The organism is Streptomyces sp. NPDC046870 (genome assembly GCF_040704595.1).
GTDB lineage: Bacteria > Actinomycetota > Actinomycetes > Streptomycetales > Streptomycetaceae > Streptomyces > Streptomyces argyrophylli.
On sequence record NZ_JBEYXM010000003.1, the window covers coordinates 448,026 to 463,939 of the forward strand.

15 protein-coding genes and 1 tRNA gene are annotated in these 15,914 nt (G+C 71.1%); 3 read left to right on the forward strand and 13 right to left on the reverse strand.

Going from position 1 to position 15,914, the window contains the following annotated elements; translation table 11 throughout:
• Nucleotides 1-24 precede the first annotated feature (24 nt).
• The 3 genes from AB0946_RS10550 (at nt 25) to AB0946_RS10560 (ending at nt 3,335) form a co-directional block, all read left to right on the forward strand.
• A complete protein-coding gene (locus AB0946_RS10550) occupies nt 25-1,230 on the forward strand; it encodes a DNA polymerase III subunit delta' (protein ID WP_366760178.1) in 1,206 nt (401 codons plus the stop codon).
• 315 nt (nt 1,231-1,545) lie between these two features.
• Nucleotides 1,546-3,153: an alpha/beta hydrolase gene (locus tag AB0946_RS10555; protein WP_366760179.1), complete on the forward strand. Its 1,608-nt coding sequence runs from the start codon at nt 1,546-1,548 to the stop codon at nt 3,151-3,153.
• Between the two features lie 108 nt (nt 3,154-3,261).
• A tRNA-Thr gene (locus tag AB0946_RS10560) sits at nt 3,262-3,335 on the forward strand.
• Nucleotides 3,336-3,380: 45 nt separating this feature from the next.
• On the opposite strand, the gene AB0946_RS10565 is transcribed toward AB0946_RS10560, so the two are convergent.
• From AB0946_RS10565 to AB0946_RS10625, 13 genes are all read right to left on the reverse strand, one after another.
• Entirely contained in the window at nt 3,381-4,787 is a 1,407-nt protein-coding gene (locus AB0946_RS10565; protein ID WP_366760180.1) for a tyrosine-type recombinase/integrase, read from the reverse strand.
• A 64-nt stretch (nt 4,788-4,851) separates the two neighbouring features.
• On the reverse strand, nt 4,852-5,055 hold the full coding sequence (locus tag AB0946_RS10570; RefSeq protein ID WP_366760181.1) for a helix-turn-helix domain-containing protein: 204 nt from the start codon (nt 5,053-5,055) through the stop codon (nt 4,852-4,854).
• A 452-nt stretch (nt 5,056-5,507) separates the two neighbouring features.
• Nucleotides 5,508-6,986, reverse strand: a complete 1,479-nt coding sequence (locus AB0946_RS10575; RefSeq protein ID WP_366760287.1) for an ATP-binding protein — start codon at nt 6,984-6,986, stop codon at nt 5,508-5,510.
• Nucleotides 6,987-6,988: 2 nt separating this feature from the next.
• A complete protein-coding gene (locus AB0946_RS10580) occupies nt 6,989-7,831 on the reverse strand; it encodes a bifunctional DNA primase/polymerase (protein WP_366760182.1) in 843 nt (280 codons plus the stop codon).
• Complete coding sequence (locus tag AB0946_RS10585) at nt 7,828-8,559, reverse strand: DNA methylase (protein ID WP_366760183.1); 732 nt, start codon at nt 8,557-8,559, stop codon at nt 7,828-7,830. The genes AB0946_RS10580 and AB0946_RS10585 overlap by 4 nt, the downstream gene beginning before the upstream one ends.
• Before the next feature lie 1,440 nt (nt 8,560-9,999).
• Entirely contained in the window at nt 10,000-10,293 is a 294-nt protein-coding gene (locus tag AB0946_RS10590; RefSeq protein WP_366760184.1) for a hypothetical protein, read from the reverse strand.
• Between the two features lie 13 nt (nt 10,294-10,306).
• Nucleotides 10,307-10,615: a hypothetical protein gene (locus AB0946_RS10595; RefSeq protein ID WP_366760185.1), complete on the reverse strand. Its 309-nt coding sequence runs from the start codon at nt 10,613-10,615 to the stop codon at nt 10,307-10,309.
• Nucleotides 10,616-10,770: 155 nt separating this feature from the next.
• Nucleotides 10,771-12,831 (reverse strand): plasmid transfer protein TraB, encoded by a 2,061-nt coding sequence (traB, locus tag AB0946_RS10600; RefSeq protein ID WP_366760288.1) that lies wholly within the window; start codon nt 12,829-12,831, stop codon nt 10,771-10,773.
• 38 nt (nt 12,832-12,869) lie between these two features.
• Nucleotides 12,870-13,415, reverse strand: coding sequence for a plasmid transfer protein TraA (gene traA, locus AB0946_RS10605; RefSeq protein ID WP_366760186.1), 546 nt, complete (start codon nt 13,413-13,415; stop codon nt 12,870-12,872).
• An 18-nt stretch (nt 13,416-13,433) separates the two neighbouring features.
• The gene (locus AB0946_RS10610) at nt 13,434-13,931 is read right to left on the reverse strand and encodes a hypothetical protein (RefSeq protein ID WP_366760187.1); all 498 of its coding nucleotides are present in this window, start codon (nt 13,929-13,931) and stop codon (nt 13,434-13,436) included.
• 45 nt (nt 13,932-13,976) lie between these two features.
• Nucleotides 13,977-14,321 (reverse strand): RRQRL motif-containing zinc-binding protein, encoded by a 345-nt coding sequence (locus AB0946_RS10615; RefSeq protein ID WP_366760188.1) that lies wholly within the window; start codon nt 14,319-14,321, stop codon nt 13,977-13,979.
• Nucleotides 14,321-15,211 carry a DUF2637 domain-containing protein gene (locus tag AB0946_RS10620; protein ID WP_366760189.1) on the reverse strand — a complete coding sequence of 297 codons (891 nt, stop codon included), beginning with the start codon at nt 15,209-15,211 and terminating at the stop codon, nt 14,321-14,323. The genes AB0946_RS10615 and AB0946_RS10620 overlap by 1 nt, the downstream gene beginning before the upstream one ends.
• Nucleotides 15,208-15,477, reverse strand: coding sequence for a DUF6284 family protein (locus AB0946_RS10625; RefSeq protein WP_366760190.1), 270 nt, complete (start codon nt 15,475-15,477; stop codon nt 15,208-15,210). The genes AB0946_RS10620 and AB0946_RS10625 overlap by 4 nt, the downstream gene beginning before the upstream one ends.
• Nucleotides 15,478-15,914 lie beyond the last annotated feature (437 nt).

Consider the following 15,914-nt stretch of genomic DNA (forward strand, 5'->3'; position numbering starts at 1 on the left):
TGTGACGGAAGGGCGGCGTGACCCATGACCGTGTGGGACGACCTCGTCGGGCAGGAGCAGGTGAGCGCGGTGCTCGACGCCGCCGCGCGGGACGCCGACGCCCTCGTCACGGCCGCCGCGGCGGACCAGCCGCTGCCCGAGACGTCGAAGATGACGCACGCCTGGCTCTTCACCGGCCCACCCGGCGCGGGCCGGAACCAGGCGGCCAGGGCCTTCGCCGCCGCCCTGCAGTGCGTGAGCCCCGACCGCGCGCTCGGCGGCGCCCCCGGCTGCGGCTTCTGCGACGGCTGCCACACCGCGCTGCTCGGCACCCACGCGGATGTCACGACGGTCGCCGCGGTCGGCTCCGAGATCCTGGTCAAGGACATGCGGGACACGGTCCGCAAGTCGTTCACCTCCCCGGCGAACGGCCGCTGGCAGATCATCCTGGTCGATGACGCCGAGCGGCTGAACGAGAAGTCGGCCAACGCGGTGCTCAAGGCGGTGGAGGAGCCCGCCCCGCGTACGGTCTGGCTGCTGTGCGCCCCCTCCATCGAGGACGTCCTGCCGACCATCCGCTCCCGCTGCCGCCACCTGAACCTGCGCACGCCGTCCGTCCAGGCGGTCGCCGACATGCTCATGCGGCGCGACGGCATCGAGCCGGAGCTCGCCGCGTCCGCCGCCCGCGCCACCCAGGGGCACGTGGACCGGGCCCGCCGCCTGGCCACCGACCCGGCGGCCCGCGAGCGCCGGGCCGCCGTGCTGAAGCTCCCGCTGCGGCTGGACGAGGTCGGCGCCTGTCTGAGGGCCGCCCAGGAGCTGGTCGACGCGGCCGCCGAGGACGCCAGACAGCTCGCCGAGGAGATGGACGGCAAGGAGACCGAGGAGCTGAAGGCGGCGCTCGGCGCGGCCCAGGGCGGCCGCATGCCGCGCGGCACGGCGGGCGTGATGAAGGAACTGGAGGACATGCAGAAGCGCCGCAGAACCCGTACGCAGCGCGACAGCCTGGACGTCGCCCTCGGCGACCTCACCGCGTTCTACCGCGACGTCCTCGCCCTGCAACTCGGTACGCGCGTGGCGCTCGCCAACGCCGACGCGGAGGACGCCCTGGAGCGGCTGGCCCGGGCCGGCACCCCGGAGTCCACCCTCCGCCGCATCGAGGCGATCGCCGCGTGCCGCGAGGCCCTGGACCGCAATGTGGCCCCGCTGCTGGCGGTGGAGGCGATGACGATGGCGCTGCGTGCGGGGTGATGAGGAGCCTCGCCCGTGAGGGCGCCCGGTGGGCAGGACTGGAGCCGTTGGGATGACTGCCCCGCGAGGCCGGCTGACCGGCCGGGCGGGGGCTGAGGGTGTCAGGGCGACCTGCCGGCGAGAGTGACCGCCCCGGCAGCGCTCGGCCCGTCCGGCTGACCGCCGGACAGCGCTCCGCCCATCCGGCTGACCGGCCGGGCAGGGCTCGGCCCGGCAGGGCGACCGGCTGACGAGGGAGGACGCCAGGTGTCCCTCGTACGAGCCACAATCCACACGCACCGCACACATTTCGTCGCACACGGTTAGGCTCGCCGGATGCACATCAGGCCATCTCCCCGCACCCTCCGGGGCACCCGCGCCCGGACGACGGCCCGCCTCACGGCCACCCTCCTCACGGCCGCCGCACTGCTCGTGTCCGCCTGCTCCTCCGGGAGCTCGACCACGTCCTCCGCGGGCGGGACGGTGGAGGCGGCGCTGGCCGCGCTGCCGCATGCGACGCCGTCGGCGCTGACGCCGTACTACGGCCAGCGGCTGCGCTGGCGCGACTGCGGTGTGCCCGGATTCCAGTGCGCGACGCTGAGGGCCCCGCTGGACTACGCCAGGCCCGACGCGGGCTCCGTCCGGCTCGCCGTGGCCCGCAAGAAGGCGACCGGCAAGGCCAAGCCGCTCGGCTCCCTGCTGGTCAACCCGGGTGGACCGGGCGGTTCGGCGGTCGGGTACCTCCAGCAGTACGCGGGCGTCGGCTACCCGGCCCGGGTCCGGGCCCGCTACGACATGGTCGCGGTGGACCCGCGGGGCGTCGCCCGCAGCGAGCCCGTCCAATGCCTCGACGGGCGGCAGATGGACGCGTACACGCAGACCGACCTGACCCCCGACGACCGGCGGGAACGGGACGCGGTGGTCGCGGCGGACCGGATGTTCGCGGAGAGCTGCGGGACCCGCTCGGCCCGGCTGCTGCGGCACGTCTCCACCGTCGAGGCGGCGCGGGACATGGACATCCTGCGGGCGGCGCTCGGGGACCGGAGGCTCAACTTCGTCGGGGCGTCCTACGGGACCTTCCTCGGGGCGACGTACGCCGGACTGTTCCCCCGGCAGGTCGGCCGGATGGTCCTGGACGGCGCGATGGACCCGACCCTGGACGCGCGCAGGCTGAACCTGGACCAGACGGCGGGCTTCGAGACGGCGTTCCGGGCGTTCGCGAAGGACTGCGTACGGCACTCCGACTGCCCGCTCGGGGGGAGGGGCACGACACCGGCGCAGGTCGGCGCCAACCTGAGCGCGTTCTTCCGTAAGCTGGACGGCCACCCCATTCCGGCGGGCGACGCGGACGGCCGCAAGCTGGGGGAGTCGCTGGCCACGACCGGGGTGATCGCGTCGATGTACGACGAGGCGTCCTGGGAGCAGCTGCGCGAGGCGCTGACCTCGGCGATGAGGGAGAACGACGGCGCCGGCCTGCTGTCCCTCGCCGACAGCTACTACGAGCGGGACGCGAACGGCCACTACAGCAATCTGATGATGGCCAATGCCGCGGTGAACTGCCTGGACCTGCCGCCGGCCTTCTCCAGTCCCGAGGACGTCGAGAAGGCGCTGCCCGCGTTCGAGAAGGCGTCCCCGGTCTTCGGTGCGGGACTGGCCTGGGCCTCGCTGAACTGCGCGTACTGGCCGGTGCGGGCGACGGGTGAGCCGCACCGCGTCGAGGCGAAGGGGGCGGCGCCGATCGTGGTGGTCGGCACGGTCCGCGACCCGGCCACCCCGTACCGCTGGGCCCGTTCCCTGGCCCGCCAGCTCTCCTCGTCCCGCCTGCTGACCTACGACGGCGACGGCCACACGGCGTACGGCCGGGGCAGCGCCTGCATCGACACGGCGATCGACACCTACCTCCTGCGCGGCACCCCGCCGGCCGCCGGAAAGCGCTGCTCATAGACCCTGCCACCCACCCCGGAACCACCCCCTCCGGGGTGGGTGCGAAGCACCCCCGGAAACTGTGTAGACTTACCGACGTTGCCGATCGCACCATGGTGCGGGCAGCGCGCCGCTTTAGCTCAGATGGCCAGAGCAACGCACTCGTAATGCGTAGGTCTCGGGTTCGAATCCCGAAAGCGGCTCTTTTGAAGCCCAGCCCAGACACCGTCTGAGCTGGGCTTTTGCGTTCAGCGGATGCGGCGGCGACGCAGGGAGCGTGCCGCACGGGTGTCGGCGGTCTCACTTCTGGTCTCAGTGGGGCCCGGAGCCGGGGCCGACGGGAGCGACTGCGGCGGCACAAAGAACTCGCCCATCCGCCGCATGGCGTCCTTGGACAGGTGGGACCGGCCCTTGACGTATCGCCGGGTTTGACTGATCTGCGTGTGCCGCAGGATCTCCATGATCGTGGGCATGTCGACGCCCAGCTCGTTCAGGATCGTGCCGGCAGTGTGGCGGCTTCCGTCGTACAGGCGGCGGTCATCGATCCCGGCCTCCTTGAGCAGTTCCTTGAACTCCTCGTAGTCGGCGCGAGGATCCAGGGGCCGGCCGTCCGGGCGAGAGAACACGACATCGTGCTCCTGCCACAGTTCCCCGGCGGCCTCCCGTGCGGCTTGCTGCTGGGCCCTGTGGTCGTGCAGGAAGGGAACGAAGACGGGCGGGATCGGTACGGCGTTCCGGCTCTTTTTGGTCTTGGGCCGGGTGAAGGTGAGCCCGCCTTCCTTGCGCTCCGGGCATGCGCTTGCGTGCTTCGCGCATGTCTTGGTGCATGGCTTAGGGCAACCACGCTTGTAGCCCTTGTGCGCGGTGCAGTGCGGCGGGCACGGCTCGAAGCGATGCAGACGCATCCCGCAGGCGTGCGGGTCGTCGCAGCCGTGCCGCCACGTAAGGCGCTGAAGCTGCCACTCGGGGCGGAACAGCTCCGCTTCCAGGTCGACGTACGACCAGCGCAGCCCGAGCGTCTCGCCTTGCCGAAACCCCATGCCGACACCGACGATCCACCGCATGAAGGTGGGCCGCTTCGCCGCGGCTTCGAGGAACGCCTTCGCCTCCTCCTTGGTGAAGGGGTTGGCCTCAGTCTCGTCAACGCTGGGCGGGTCCACGAGCGTGGCAACGTTCTCGCCGACGATGCGGCGGCGATGGGCGATCTTCAGGGCGCGGGACAGGATGCGGTGCACCTTCACGACATGCGAGGGAGCGTGGCCAGCGTCGAGCATGGCCCGGTACATCCGCTCCAGGTGCTCAGGCTGCAACTTATCGATGCGATGCTTGCCGACACCGGGGATGATGTCATTCCGGGTTTTCGACCAGTAGTCATCGAGCGAGCGCGGCTTGAGCTTCAGGCTCGCGATGTCGGTCAGGTAGGTCTCCATCCACGCCGCGACCGTCGGCTTACGGCCTGAGGCCGGCGCACGTCCCTGGTCCCGCTGGCGCTCCAGCTCTTTCACCTTGCGCTTGATTTCGGCTTCCGTCCTAGCCCGACGGTGGCGTCGGTCGGGGCCGCCGTCGCTCTTCACGCCCATCGTCACGCGGCCGTGCCACCAGCCATCGGCGCCGAAGTAGATGGACGACTCCATGTTGGGCTTGCGGGGGCTCATGTGCTCCTCCATGCGGGAGGCGCCCCGAGCGGGATGCTCGGGGCGCCTCGGTGTCGTGGTCGGGTTAGTTGGGCAGCGGTGCCAGGCTCGCCACGTACGCCTCAAGGTCGGCTCGCCGAATCCGGCGGGTGCGGCCCAACTTGATGTACTTCAGGACGCCTTCGGCCATCAGTTCGTAGACGGTGGATCGGCCGATGGCGAGAGCTTCGGCGGCCTCTTCCGGCTTGTACAGGAGTCGGTCGACGGGAGCGGCAATCGCGGTACTCATCCGGCTGTCTCCTAAAGGCTTGGGGCTGTCAGGGCTTGCGCCTGTCTGAGGTGCGGATTTCTGCGTCACCCGCGTCATCTGCGTCATTCACGCCGCTGATCTGCGGCTTCGAGGTGACGCAGGAGCGAGAGGGTGCGTCACCGGTGACGCAGACCTTTGTCATCGGGTGACGCAGGTGACGCGGGGTGACGCAGAGATAAGCCGTCTGCGTCACCCGTCTTCCGGCAGGTCAGCGGCCGTTCCAGGGGTGTGGGTGACGCAGGTGACGCAGCGTCTTTCTACTTCGGACAAAGAGGGGGTGGTGTCTGTTGTGGCGCGCGGCTCAGAGAGTGAAGAACGGGCCGCTTCGCGGCGCGACCCATCGCGGGGCGGCGCCGCCGCCGAACAGCAAGAAGAGCACGGGGCGACGGGTGCTCTTCTTGCTTGTGCGGCGGAAGCGTGATGCCGCGCGGTCAGAAGGCCGCTGCCTGCTCGTGCGGGGCCGGTGAGTGGGCCGGCCGCGTGATCTCGATATAGCGGGCCGTCTTGGTGCGGCCCCAGTCGATGAGGACGCCTCGGGCGGCGAGGGTGGGCTGAAGGCGTTTGAGGCGGTCTGAGAGCACCTTGCCGGTGGTCGGCCACCCTTTGGGCAGGGGACGGAAGTCCTCGCCCGCGTAGAGGCCGCTGAGGCAGTGCAGCCATTCGGCCGAGGCCATCCGCTGCTCGGTGCCCGGCTCGATGCCGGCGGCGTGCTTGAGAACGGTCTGCGCGAGCAGGTCGCCTTCAATGACGTCGTCGTTGAGGTCGTCCAGGCTGGCGCGGTAGGCGCTCAGCGCTCCGAGGCCGGTCGCCGCATCAAGCTGCGCGCACAGGTGGGCGAAGTCGGCCATGCGTAGGTCGGTGGGGATGTCCGCCTCGGCCGCGCGGACCTTGACCGTGAGGTCCAGGAGAGAGCCGAGGATGATCGGTAGGGCCTCGGCGTACTCGGCCCACAGCTCGGCTTCCGTGCGCCGGACCTTGGGCCGCTCCAGCCGCAGGGGCAGGAGCCGTTCCGCGAGGTCGGGACGGATGATGCCCACGTCGATGCCGGTCAGGAGAAGGGGGCGGCGGTAGCGGGCGCGGAAGACGTCCCCGTCGGTGAACAGCGCGCGCTTGACGTTCTCGGCGCCGGTGACGATGCAGCACATCGCATCGGAGAGGTCTGGGGTCATGTGGGAGAGGTTGTCCAGGGCGGTGACCCATCCGGCGGCGACTGCTGCGATCAGGTTCTCTTCGTCCTTCGGGGCGCGGCGCAGGTCGCCGCTCATGCCCTCGATGACCCGTACGAGCATCCGGCCGCCGGTGGATTTGCCGGCGCCCTGCGGGCCGGTGAGGAAGGGGGTGGGGACGGGTACGGACGGGCCGAGGCAGCCGATGAGCCAGGCGATGGCCAGGCACTCCGTCTCCGCGTTGGCGAAGTTGCACAGCCTGAGGAGCAGATCGATGCCCTTGCCGTCGGTGTCCCTGGCTGGCAAGGGCAGTTCCCCTGTGAGCTGGGTGCGCCGCCAGCACACCTCACGCGGGTCAGGGACGGCGATGTCCCAGCCGGTGGGGTGAATGCGGACGGACTGCCCGTCGGCGCGGCCGAGGTCCAGCCACGTGGCTCCGTCGAGTCCGGGCGCGACGCGGATGTGCACGGGCTGCACGTCCTCGGTGAGCGCGAGCGCCTCGATCAGGTCCAACGCCTCCTTGAGGGCGGTGCCGTTGAATACGCCGACTCCGTCGCGGAAGAGACCGACCATGAGTTCCTGGCGGTGGCTGCCGGTGGTGCCCTGGGAGCGGATCGGGCGGGCCACGGGGTGGCCGTTGCGCTGCGCGTACACGGTCCCGTCGGCGGTGCGGAAGTACCGGAAGTGCGTTTGGGCGTAGTCGGTGATGATCTGGCGGGCGGGGTTCTTGTCGTCGTCCGTCATGGTCACAGTCCCAACGTGGTGCGGGCGTTGGTCCACGCGTCGGTGCAGTGCCGCGGGGACTCGCCCTTGGTCTGCGCGGCGGCGAACAGCCGCGTGACGTGCATGTCGGTGAGGCAGCCGCACCGGCCGTGCGTGGACAGCACGGCGAGGAACGTCCGATACACGGTCGCGTGGACCGCGCTGCGCGCCTCTGTGATGCGCTCCACGGCCATGGCGATGCCGCGTTCCAGGAAAGCGGGCGTGCGGTGCGGGCACTCCCCGGACCGTGCGGGCAGGGGGACGGCGTGCGGCGCCGGCCGGGCCGGGGAGAGTGCCTTGACGGCCAGGGCGCGTACGGCGTCGGGCAGGTCGGCCATGTGGCCGGTGCCGGGGCCGAGGTAGCGGGCGTAGGCCATGGACGACTTGATGTCGACGCCGGGCCGGATCGCGTTGCGGGAGGCCATGGCGCCCCGGTAGATCCAGTGCTCCCCGCGCGTCGTCGCCACGGTCCGGGTGGCGGGCAGCGTCTCGCGGGCCCATGCGATGGCCGCCGCGTTGTCCAGGTCCACCACGGTCAGCCCGGCGCCGCCGGGGTGGTAGCCGTTGCAGACGGCCTCACGCCATGCCGGCGCCCACGTGGGCGAGGTGATCACCTGAGGGTCGGTGGTGGCGGCGGCCCACGCGTGGCAGGGTGCCGGGCACTGGCAGGGACCGGCGTTCTTCATGTTCGGCCGTCCGCCGCAGACGTTCTTGGCGCACGCACGGCAGTTCCCGAACGGCACCTTCCCCTTGCGCAGGGGCAGCACCGGCACGCCGGCCGCGGCGAGGTCCAGGGCGGTGGGAAGAAGGTCACGCGTGATGGTCATGCCGCCGCCCCCAATGCGTTGGTGGCGGCGAGGTAGGCGCGGCCGATGAACTCGGTGTAGGCGGGCGGGATGGCCTCGGTCAGCTCCTCGCGGACGTCCGTCCAGTCCATGCCCATCGCCGCTTGCAGCTCTGCCACGGTGGGCTTGCCGCCGCCGTTGCCGTAGGCGGCGACGTAGGGGCCGTCGTAGAAGTGCCCGTGCCGGTATCCGCGTACGCGGCCCCGGTGCGGGACGTGCGCCGGCCGGGCCGTGGTCCAGCCGCCCAATTCGAAGTTGCGGTGCCGGATGACTCCGAGGCCGAACATCTCGCCGCACAAGGTCAGGTCTTTGCGGATCTCCGCCCGGCCGTTGGGCTGCTCGATGACGTACGGCAGGCCGGTATGGTCGAGCAGGTCGCGGGTGGGTGCCACGAGGTCTTCGTGGGTGCCGCCCCATCCCTGGGACCGGTTGGTGCCCACGGTCAGGGAGCACTTGTCCTGGCACGGCGGGGAGGCGTGGAGCATGGCGTACCGGCGGATCTCGCCCGTGGTGATCAGCTCGGCGAGGTAGGCGAGCGCGTCACCCCGCTGGTAGGGGAAGGGGTAGTTCGGCCGGTCGGCGATGTCGCAGCCGTCGACCTGGAAGCCGGCGCGGTGGTAGCCGGTACCGGCACCCCCGGCGCAGCAGAACAGATCCAGCAGGCGCGGCCGGTCGCCGGACACTCGCCGGATAGGGGTCGGTTGGGTCATGCTGGGAGACCTCCACTGTTCAGTTGGATGGACGAGGGCGGCCCCGGTTCTTGGCGGAAGGGGGGCCGCCCTTGGCTTAGTTGGGTGTCGGAGCAGGTCGGAGCCGTGACAGCGGTGGATAACCGGCGGCTGTGACAGTTGAGATGGGCCGGGCCGTCTGTGGTGCATTCGCTCTTCGTGTCCGGCTGGTCAGGTGGTGGTGACAGAGGCTCACGCTAGGGTCGTTGAGCGTTCACCTAGACGGTTCTTGGTCGTGGCGGGTGCCTACTGTCAGTGGGCCCGGGTACAGTGCGCCGCTCACAAACGGAAGGGGAACTTCCATGGCGGCGCGTAGGCTCATCGCCCGACAAACTCCACCAAAGCACCGCCGTTCAGGTGTGCCGCCCGTCACTCTTTCGGTGTGACCTCTGCCACGCCCGAGGGCGAGATATCCCCAATGAGCTGGGTCCTTACCGGTTTCTCTGACGTCTCTTAGCGGAATCGGCATAGGCCCGCAGGTGCATTTGCATGCCTGGCAAGGCAAGATGGGGGCATTGCCGAGCCGTAATGTGGCCCCAATCACACATTGGGGACTTGCGTGCGGGGCGGTAACAGCATTCGGACATAGGGAAGGCCCCACCCGCTGCCTGGAAGCTCAGGGTGAGGCCCTCCTCGCACAACCGTCTGCAGCGTGGCCCCGGCCGTCAGGCCGGGGCTTCTCGCATTACCAGGGCCAGTGGTCTGACACGATCTTGTAAACCGTGTAGACCGGCCCCAGCCAGCGGGCCAGTCGGTACGCCCGGCCTCGCCTGCTGCAGCAGCGGCAGTGCCCCTCTGGCACGTCGTTCATCGCCATCGGGTCAATCACCGCCCTTTCCTTGGGCCCACGACTGCCGTGGACACCCGGGTGGCGCGCGAGAGTCTCGGACCCCGGGGCGTGACTGATAGCGAGCAGAGTACCTGGATGCAAGATGATCTGCGTGCGGTCCAACCCTCCACGGATACGCGGCAGGTGATGCACTGCTGTCGCCTTGGGTTGCTGCACGGTACACGGGCCCGTGGTGTGACGGGGGAGCAGCCCTCTTAGCTGCAGCAACTCCTGACGGTACGTGTGGTACGGCGTGCCAGTTCCCGGGATGATAGTCGCGCATCTCACACAGGAAGCGCCTCTCCAGGATGAACGTACGCTCCCTTGAGTCCGTGACCAGTCAGGTTACTCGCCTGTAAATAAGAGGCAGAGAGGTTCCGGTGACTCGTCGATGGTGACCGAGAAGGCGAGTGCGCACTGTGGACTTCCGAAGAAGGCTGCGAAGTTCCAGTGGGCTGGCGAAGCTGTTCTCTCGTGACGGTTCTCAGTATTAGTGAATCGCATTTGCGACCACTTCTGTCCGACCCTGGTGCGCCCCCAGCCTGACCACTGAGCCGATACATGGGTGCAGGTCATGCCCGGCGGAGGCGTAGCTAGAAGAGCGGTTCGTCGCGGTAGCCGCCGGGTGCCCGCGGGTCACGGCCGGTGTCGCCGCGGCGCAGCCACCGGGGCCGGCGCGGGAGGGGCAGCAAGACCCGGCGGCGGGTCTCGTCCCAGCAGGCGCAGGGCTCCCAGTCGGTGCCCGCGTACTCGCCGGTCTCCGGGTCGCCGTAGTCGCGGTTGGTGCCGCCGTCCCCGTCGCACATCCGGCAGTTCGGGCGGGGGGTGTCGGTGAGGATCAGAACCCTGCGGGGCAAGTGCGTGAGCTGGATGCGGAGTCGGATCACGCATGGTCTCCTGTCAGCGCTTGGAGCCGAAGAGCTTGACGGTGATGCCGCCGACGCTGATCGGGCCGGTCGCGGCGGCGATGGACACGGCGGTGTGAACGGCGAAGTCGAGCAGAGCCAGCAGCGCGGCGATGGTGGCGAAGATGCCGATGGCACCGGCGCCGGCGACGGCGAGCGGGTACAGGAAGTGGCTGAGCGGGCGGCCGGTGGCGTCGGTGGTGTGGACGACGATGACGACCGGCTGTCCGGTGGCTTCGGCGCGACGGTAGGCGTCGGCGGGGATGTGGGGGGCGATGGTTCCCGGCGGGTCGCGGTGCGGCATGGCGGGGCTTCCCTTCGAATGAGCCGGCCGGCCCACGCCAGCGTGGCGCGGGCCAGCCGATTGGGTGCGAGACGGGTGTCACGGCGGTGTCAGGAGCGCGTGACAGCGGGTCTGCCTAGGGGTTTGGGTGTCAGGGTCCGTGACGGTGTCAGGTGTCAGGCCGCGGCCAGGGTGGGGACGATGCGCCAGCGGCCCGTGCTGTTCGTGGGCTCCAGCCGGCCGTCCTGGGCGGCTTCCTTCAGCCGGGCGGACACCCACGGGCGGGACAGGTTGTGCCGGTCGCACCAGTCCATGAAGTCCTTCGGGCCCACGACCATCTGTCCGGCCCGCTCGAACTCCTCCAGCGCGAGCGCGAACAGCTCCCGCGCCTCCTCAGGCGACGGCTTGCGGCCGGTCTCCTGTCCGAAGATCGGCGCGTCGTCGCCGTCCTGGTCACCGGCCAACTCGGCTTCCGGGTCGATGCCGGTGTCCTCGGGGTCGACCAGCAGCCCGTACCCCTGCCCCTGTCCGTCGTTCATGGCGTGGTCTCCCTGGACGGCGGTCAGCCGCGGACTGCCCGCGGCCGGGTGGGGGTCGGGGGTGGTGCGGCCGGTGTAGGCGTGGCCGGCGACCGCGGCCACCGCCTGGGCCGTGACCGGGTCGGCGCTCGCGCCCTCGCGCAGGGCCCATGCCGCGAGTTGTTCCATGAGCGGGACGGCGCGGGCGGGGAAGGCGAAGGTGCGGCCCAGGGAGGGGTAGCGGTCCTCGGGGATGCCCGGGGAGACGGCGTAGCAGTAGCCGGGGCGCCGGTTGCCCCACGCGCCGGGGTGGGCGCCGGCGTCGATGACTGCCTCGGGCAGCGAGAACCCTTCGTCTCGGGGGTCGCAGCCGAGCGCGATCACGGACGGCAGGGAGGCCCGGGTGCTGGTGGACATCTGGTCGTAGGAGGGGCGCTGGAGGGACACGATCAGGGAGACGCCGGCGGAGCGGGCTTCCTGCGCGATGCCGGTGAACGCGTCGTCTCCGAGGTTGCGCAGGGTGTTCGCCGCTTCCTCGAACCAGGCCACGATGAACGGCATGCCGGCGCACCCGCACGCCCGGCCCGCCTGGCAGGAGTGGGCGGGGTCGCTCTGGGTGTCGGCGGCGGCGGGGACCCACTGGCGGTAGCCGTGGGCGCCGAGCCAGCGGGTGCGGGCGGGGATGACGGCCTTGACCGCCTCGACCATGACTTCCGTGTCCGCCCCGCCTTCCGCGGACCAGTCCATGCCGGGCCGCAAGGGGGCGAAGTCCTGGAACGCCTTGGGGTCGGACACCCACAGCAGCACGTCCTGACGGGACAGGATCTCCGTCATGAGGTTCAGGGCGGTCTCGCCCTTGCCCGATCCGGAGACACCCGCAATCAGCAGGTGCGTGCTGTTCCGCTTGGCCTCCGGGTCGCCCGGGAGCCACAGAGACATCGGGGAGCCGTCGTCGTATCGGCCGATGACCAGGGGTTCCGCGATGGACCCACCCAGGTTCGACGGTCCCTCGTACTCGGCCGGCTGCGCGAGCATGTCCTCGGGGACGATGACCAGCTCACCGCGCCGGCTGGAGTCCGGCGAGGGGTGGTAGCGGACGGCGGAGACGGGCAGGTCCAGCGCGGACGCGATCCGGGCCAGTGCCTTGGAGACGTCGTCGTTGGTCTGCTCGCCCGGCTCCAGCGCCAGCGGCGCGGTGACCCGGTTCGGCTCCACCTTCGCCTGCCCGATCTGCGCACGGGCCAGACCGACCTTCTCCAACAGCCCCTTGTCGCCGGTACCGCCCTGGGGGTCGGTGTCGTTGCGGCGCAGGACCATGCGGACGTTCCACGACAGGGCCACGACGGGCCCGCCCATCAGGAACAGGTCGTCCAGCGGGCCGGTGGTGGGGCCGGCGAGGCAGGCCGCGGTCACCCACGCCGACCCCGCCGCCACGGTGATGGCCGAGTGCAGCCGGCGCTGCTGGCTGGTCGACTTCCCCGCCCACCACGTCGCCCCCGTCAGGGCGACGGAGGCGAGGGTCAGACCGACGCCGGCCGGGGCGGAGGCTTCCCACCGCAGCGAGCCGAGCGCACCGGCCAGGCCCGTCCCGGCCCAGCCGAGCCAGGGCGGCAGGTGCGGCTTCACCCGGCTGAGCAGGTAGACACCCACGCCCCCGCCCGACCCGGTGGCGTAGGGGTCGGCGAGGTAGGCGGTCGTCCCGTCGTGGCCGTAGGCCATCGAACGGCTGTTGCGAGCCATGGACAATCACTCCCTTCCTACTGCTGGGCCCAGTTCATGACCGGCTGCTGCGGCCGGCGGGCGCGGTGACGGACGCGGTTGATCTCCTCCTCGAATTCCTGCTGGAACGTGGAGTGGCAGGCGGCGGCGTTCTTCGCCGCGTCCCGCAGGGCGTCCGCGGCCCGCTGCATCTTGCGGGCCACCTTCTGGGCCCTGATCCGCGAGCCGAACGCCCGCCCTTCCGGGTCGGGCACGGCCGCCAGGACGCCCTTCATGATTTCGGCGCCCATGGCCACCTCGATGGACAGCGTCACGGCGGCGGCCCGCAGGGCGTTGCAGTACATCCGCACCAGGGCCGGGGAGGAGAAGTCCGGCTCAGGAAGCAGCGCTTCGGCGTGCGGACGCTTCCCGCTGCCGCCGGGGCCGCGGTGGTTGTTGGTGGTGCGGTTGATGGTGACGTTCACCGGGGGTGCGAACGAGCTGCCCAGTCCGCCGACGAAGCCGCCCGCCGCGGCCCCGGCGTTGGCGAACTTGTTCGACTTGGGCACGTTGGCGTTGCCGTCGCGGCTGTTGGTGGAGGCCATTGGTCGACTCCCTTGGGGTTAGTGGGTGCGGCGGACGATGAGCCAGGCGGTCTGTGCGGTGCCCCAGAGCAGCAGCCAGAGCAGGCCGAGCGGGCCGGTGAGGGGTCCGAAGCCGGCCGCGGCGGCGAGCCAGCCGCCCGCCAGCGTCGCGAGCGCGGCCAGGGCGATGCGCCAGGCGAGGGCGGTGCCGGTTCCGGGGCGGCGGCGCTGCATGAGCAGCACCCACACGGCCGGGCCGGCGGCGAGGGCGGCGAGGACCAGACCGGTCCACGGCGCCGCGGTGTGCAGCACGCCGGCCGCGGCGAGGGCGGAGACGGCGAGGCCGGTCGGGGCGAGGGCGCCGCGGTGGCGCCACAGCAGGCGGCCCACCCATCCGGCGGCCTCCCGGGTGAGTGAGGGCTGCTCGGGGACGACGATCACGAACGGCTGCGCGGCGCGGCGCCCGCGCTGGCGGGGGATGTGGACGGTGTGGACGCCCGCGGCCTTGGCGCCGCGGGCACGGGTACGGCTGGACACAGCGAATCTCCTCGCGGGAGGCGGTTGGTGGGTGTGCTGTGTTGCTCAGGCCGCGGTGGCCTGGTCGTCCGGGAAGGCGCACGGGGTGCACATGCCGAGCGCGGCCGGGATGACGTATCCGGCGTCCCGGCGGCACTCCGGGCAGGTGCGGCGGGCCGTGTTGGCCTTGGCCAGCGCGGCGCGTTTGGCCGGGGTCATCGGGCGCACCGGCCGTGCCTGGTCGATCCGGTACAGGTAGGCGACCAGCGGCGGACGCCCCTTGCGGCGGGGCCGTTCGATCTGTGCGGCCACGTCCTGCCCGCCCGGCCGCAGTCCAGCCGCACGCAGTTGCCGAACCGTGGCCAGACCATCAGGGGCCAGGCGCCAGGGGTAGACGGGGAGGGCAGCCATCACACTGCCGCGGTGTCGATGGCCCGCAGGTGCGGCCGGGAGGGCTCATCGTCGTCTCGTACGGCGAGGATCTGCTTACGCCCCCACGACTCGCTCATACCGAACGCCTCCCCCAGCGCACGTGCGCTGAGCGGGCGGCCCGCCTGTGCGGACTCGGCGTACGCACGGCGTGCGTCCTGCCGCATCCGCTCCAGCTCCGCCTCCTCGAACTGCGCCTGCCGCAGTGCTTCAGCGGCCGACTCCGTCTCGGGTGTGCGGACGGTGTACGGGGCGTGCGGTTCGGCAGCCCGCTCGGTGACCGCACGGGCTGTGACCAGGGCAGATGGCTCCAGACCAGGTACGCCTGCCGAGGTGCTGGTGGCCACCGGGAAGGATGCCTGCCAGGGGTGTGCGGTGGCGTGCGGGGCGGGTGCGGATTCCTGCGCGTCCGGCCCGTACACCGGCTCCGCCGGGGCGGGAGTGCGGTGGTGCAGCACCTTGGCAACCAGGTCAGAGCCGAAGTAGATCGAGCCGACCGGAAGGGACGTCGCCAGCAGTACCAGCGCCCAGTTCGCCGGGTCCCAGTCGGCGAGCCGTCCCCAGTCGACCCCGCGCCCATGCAGCTCGGGGACCAGGCCGTGCACGTAGTTCAAAACCAGCGAAGCGGCGGTGTAGGTGCCGAGCACCCTCAGCGCGAACCTGCGGTCATCACCGACCAGCACCAGCGTGGCGACCAGGGCGAGCGCCATGAGCCCGTCGACCACGAACGGGTACAGCGTCGCCGCGGTGTCGTCCGCACCGACCGCGCCGGCGATGTCCCGCAGCGCGTTCCACGAGACCCGGAACGCCATCCCGACCACCGCGACCAGGGCGAGCACCAGGGCCGCGCGGCCCTTGCGGTGAAGACTCATGCCGCATCCCCGGGAAGGCTTGCGCCGGCCGCGCGGTTGACCAGCGCGACGCGGGCGGCGAGCGCGCGGCGACGGGCCCGGCGGATACGGCGCTCGTCCATCTCGGTCGGCGTGCGGTCGAGGGTGACGATGTGCGCGTCCAGCAGGTCGACATCCGCCAGGATCAGCGGCATCTCCCGCTCGATCTCGTCCAGCTCAGCGTCCGTCGGCTCCATGAAGTCGGCGAACGCGGTAACAGCGTCCTGAACAGTGACGATGTGGCTCATTGGGTCGTGGTTCCTCTCGAAGGGTGAACGGCCCGAACAGCGGCCCCGGTGTTCCCGCACCGGGGCCGCGCGCCGTTGAAGTCGGAACTTCCGGCTCCCCGCGCTCCCGCCCGTACGGACTGTCGCGGTGAACGCGACCCCGGACGGGCGGGAGAGGCAGCCGGCCACAGCGTCAGGTGCTGCGATGGCAGGTAGGCAGCGGACCGGGATGACGTACTGGCGCTCGCCGGTCGGTCCAAAGCGGCGACGCCCGAAGTTTTCGTCGGTGCACGAGATTCCCATCAGCCGAGGTCAACAGGGGCAAAGCACTGCAAAGGGGACCACGTCCCCACCCTCCGGCCGTTGCTCGCGGTCGCCGGGCCACCTCGCCAGTACGGGCCGTAGCCCTGTTCTGCCTGGCCTTCAGCGGGATTGCAGCGTCCCCGCCTTCTGCGCAT

Bases quoted from the DNA above. Each gene is read 5' to 3' on its own strand.
- traA (WP_366760186.1), bottom strand. From the start codon at position 13,415: ATGGCCTCCACCAACAGCCGCGACGGCAACGCCAACGTGCCCAAGTCG.
- traB (WP_366760288.1), bottom strand. From the start codon at position 12,831: ATGGCCTACGGCCACGACGGGACGACCGCCTACCTCGCCGACCCCTAC.
- AB0946_RS10565 (WP_366760180.1), bottom strand. From the start codon at position 4,787: ATGAGCCCCCGCAAGCCCAACATGGAGTCGTCCATCTACTTCGGCGCC.
- AB0946_RS10575 (WP_366760287.1), bottom strand. From the start codon at position 6,986: ATGACGGACGACGACAAGAACCCCGCCCGCCAGATCATCACCGACTAC.
- AB0946_RS10580 (WP_366760182.1), bottom strand. From the start codon at position 7,831: ATGACCATCACGCGTGACCTTCTTCCCACCGCCCTGGACCTCGCCGCG.
- AB0946_RS10585 (WP_366760183.1), bottom strand. From the start codon at position 8,559: ATGACCCAACCGACCCCTATCCGGCGAGTGTCCGGCGACCGGCCGCGC.
- AB0946_RS10595 (WP_366760185.1), bottom strand. From the start codon at position 10,615: ATGCCGCACCGCGACCCGCCGGGAACCATCGCCCCCCACATCCCCGCC.
- AB0946_RS10625 (WP_366760190.1), bottom strand. From the start codon at position 15,477: ATGAGCCACATCGTCACTGTTCAGGACGCTGTTACCGCGTTCGCCGAC.
- AB0946_RS10570 (WP_366760181.1), bottom strand. From the start codon at position 5,055: ATGAGTACCGCGATTGCCGCTCCCGTCGACCGACTCCTGTACAAGCCG.
- AB0946_RS10615 (WP_366760188.1), bottom strand. From the start codon at position 14,321: ATGGCTGCCCTCCCCGTCTACCCCTGGCGCCTGGCCCCTGATGGTCTG.
- AB0946_RS10550 (WP_366760178.1), top strand. From the start codon at position 25: ATGACCGTGTGGGACGACCTCGTCGGGCAGGAGCAGGTGAGCGCGGTG.
- AB0946_RS10620 (WP_366760189.1), bottom strand. From the start codon at position 15,211: ATGAGTCTTCACCGCAAGGGCCGCGCGGCCCTGGTGCTCGCCCTGGTC.
- AB0946_RS10555 (WP_366760179.1), top strand. From the start codon at position 1,546: ATGCACATCAGGCCATCTCCCCGCACCCTCCGGGGCACCCGCGCCCGG.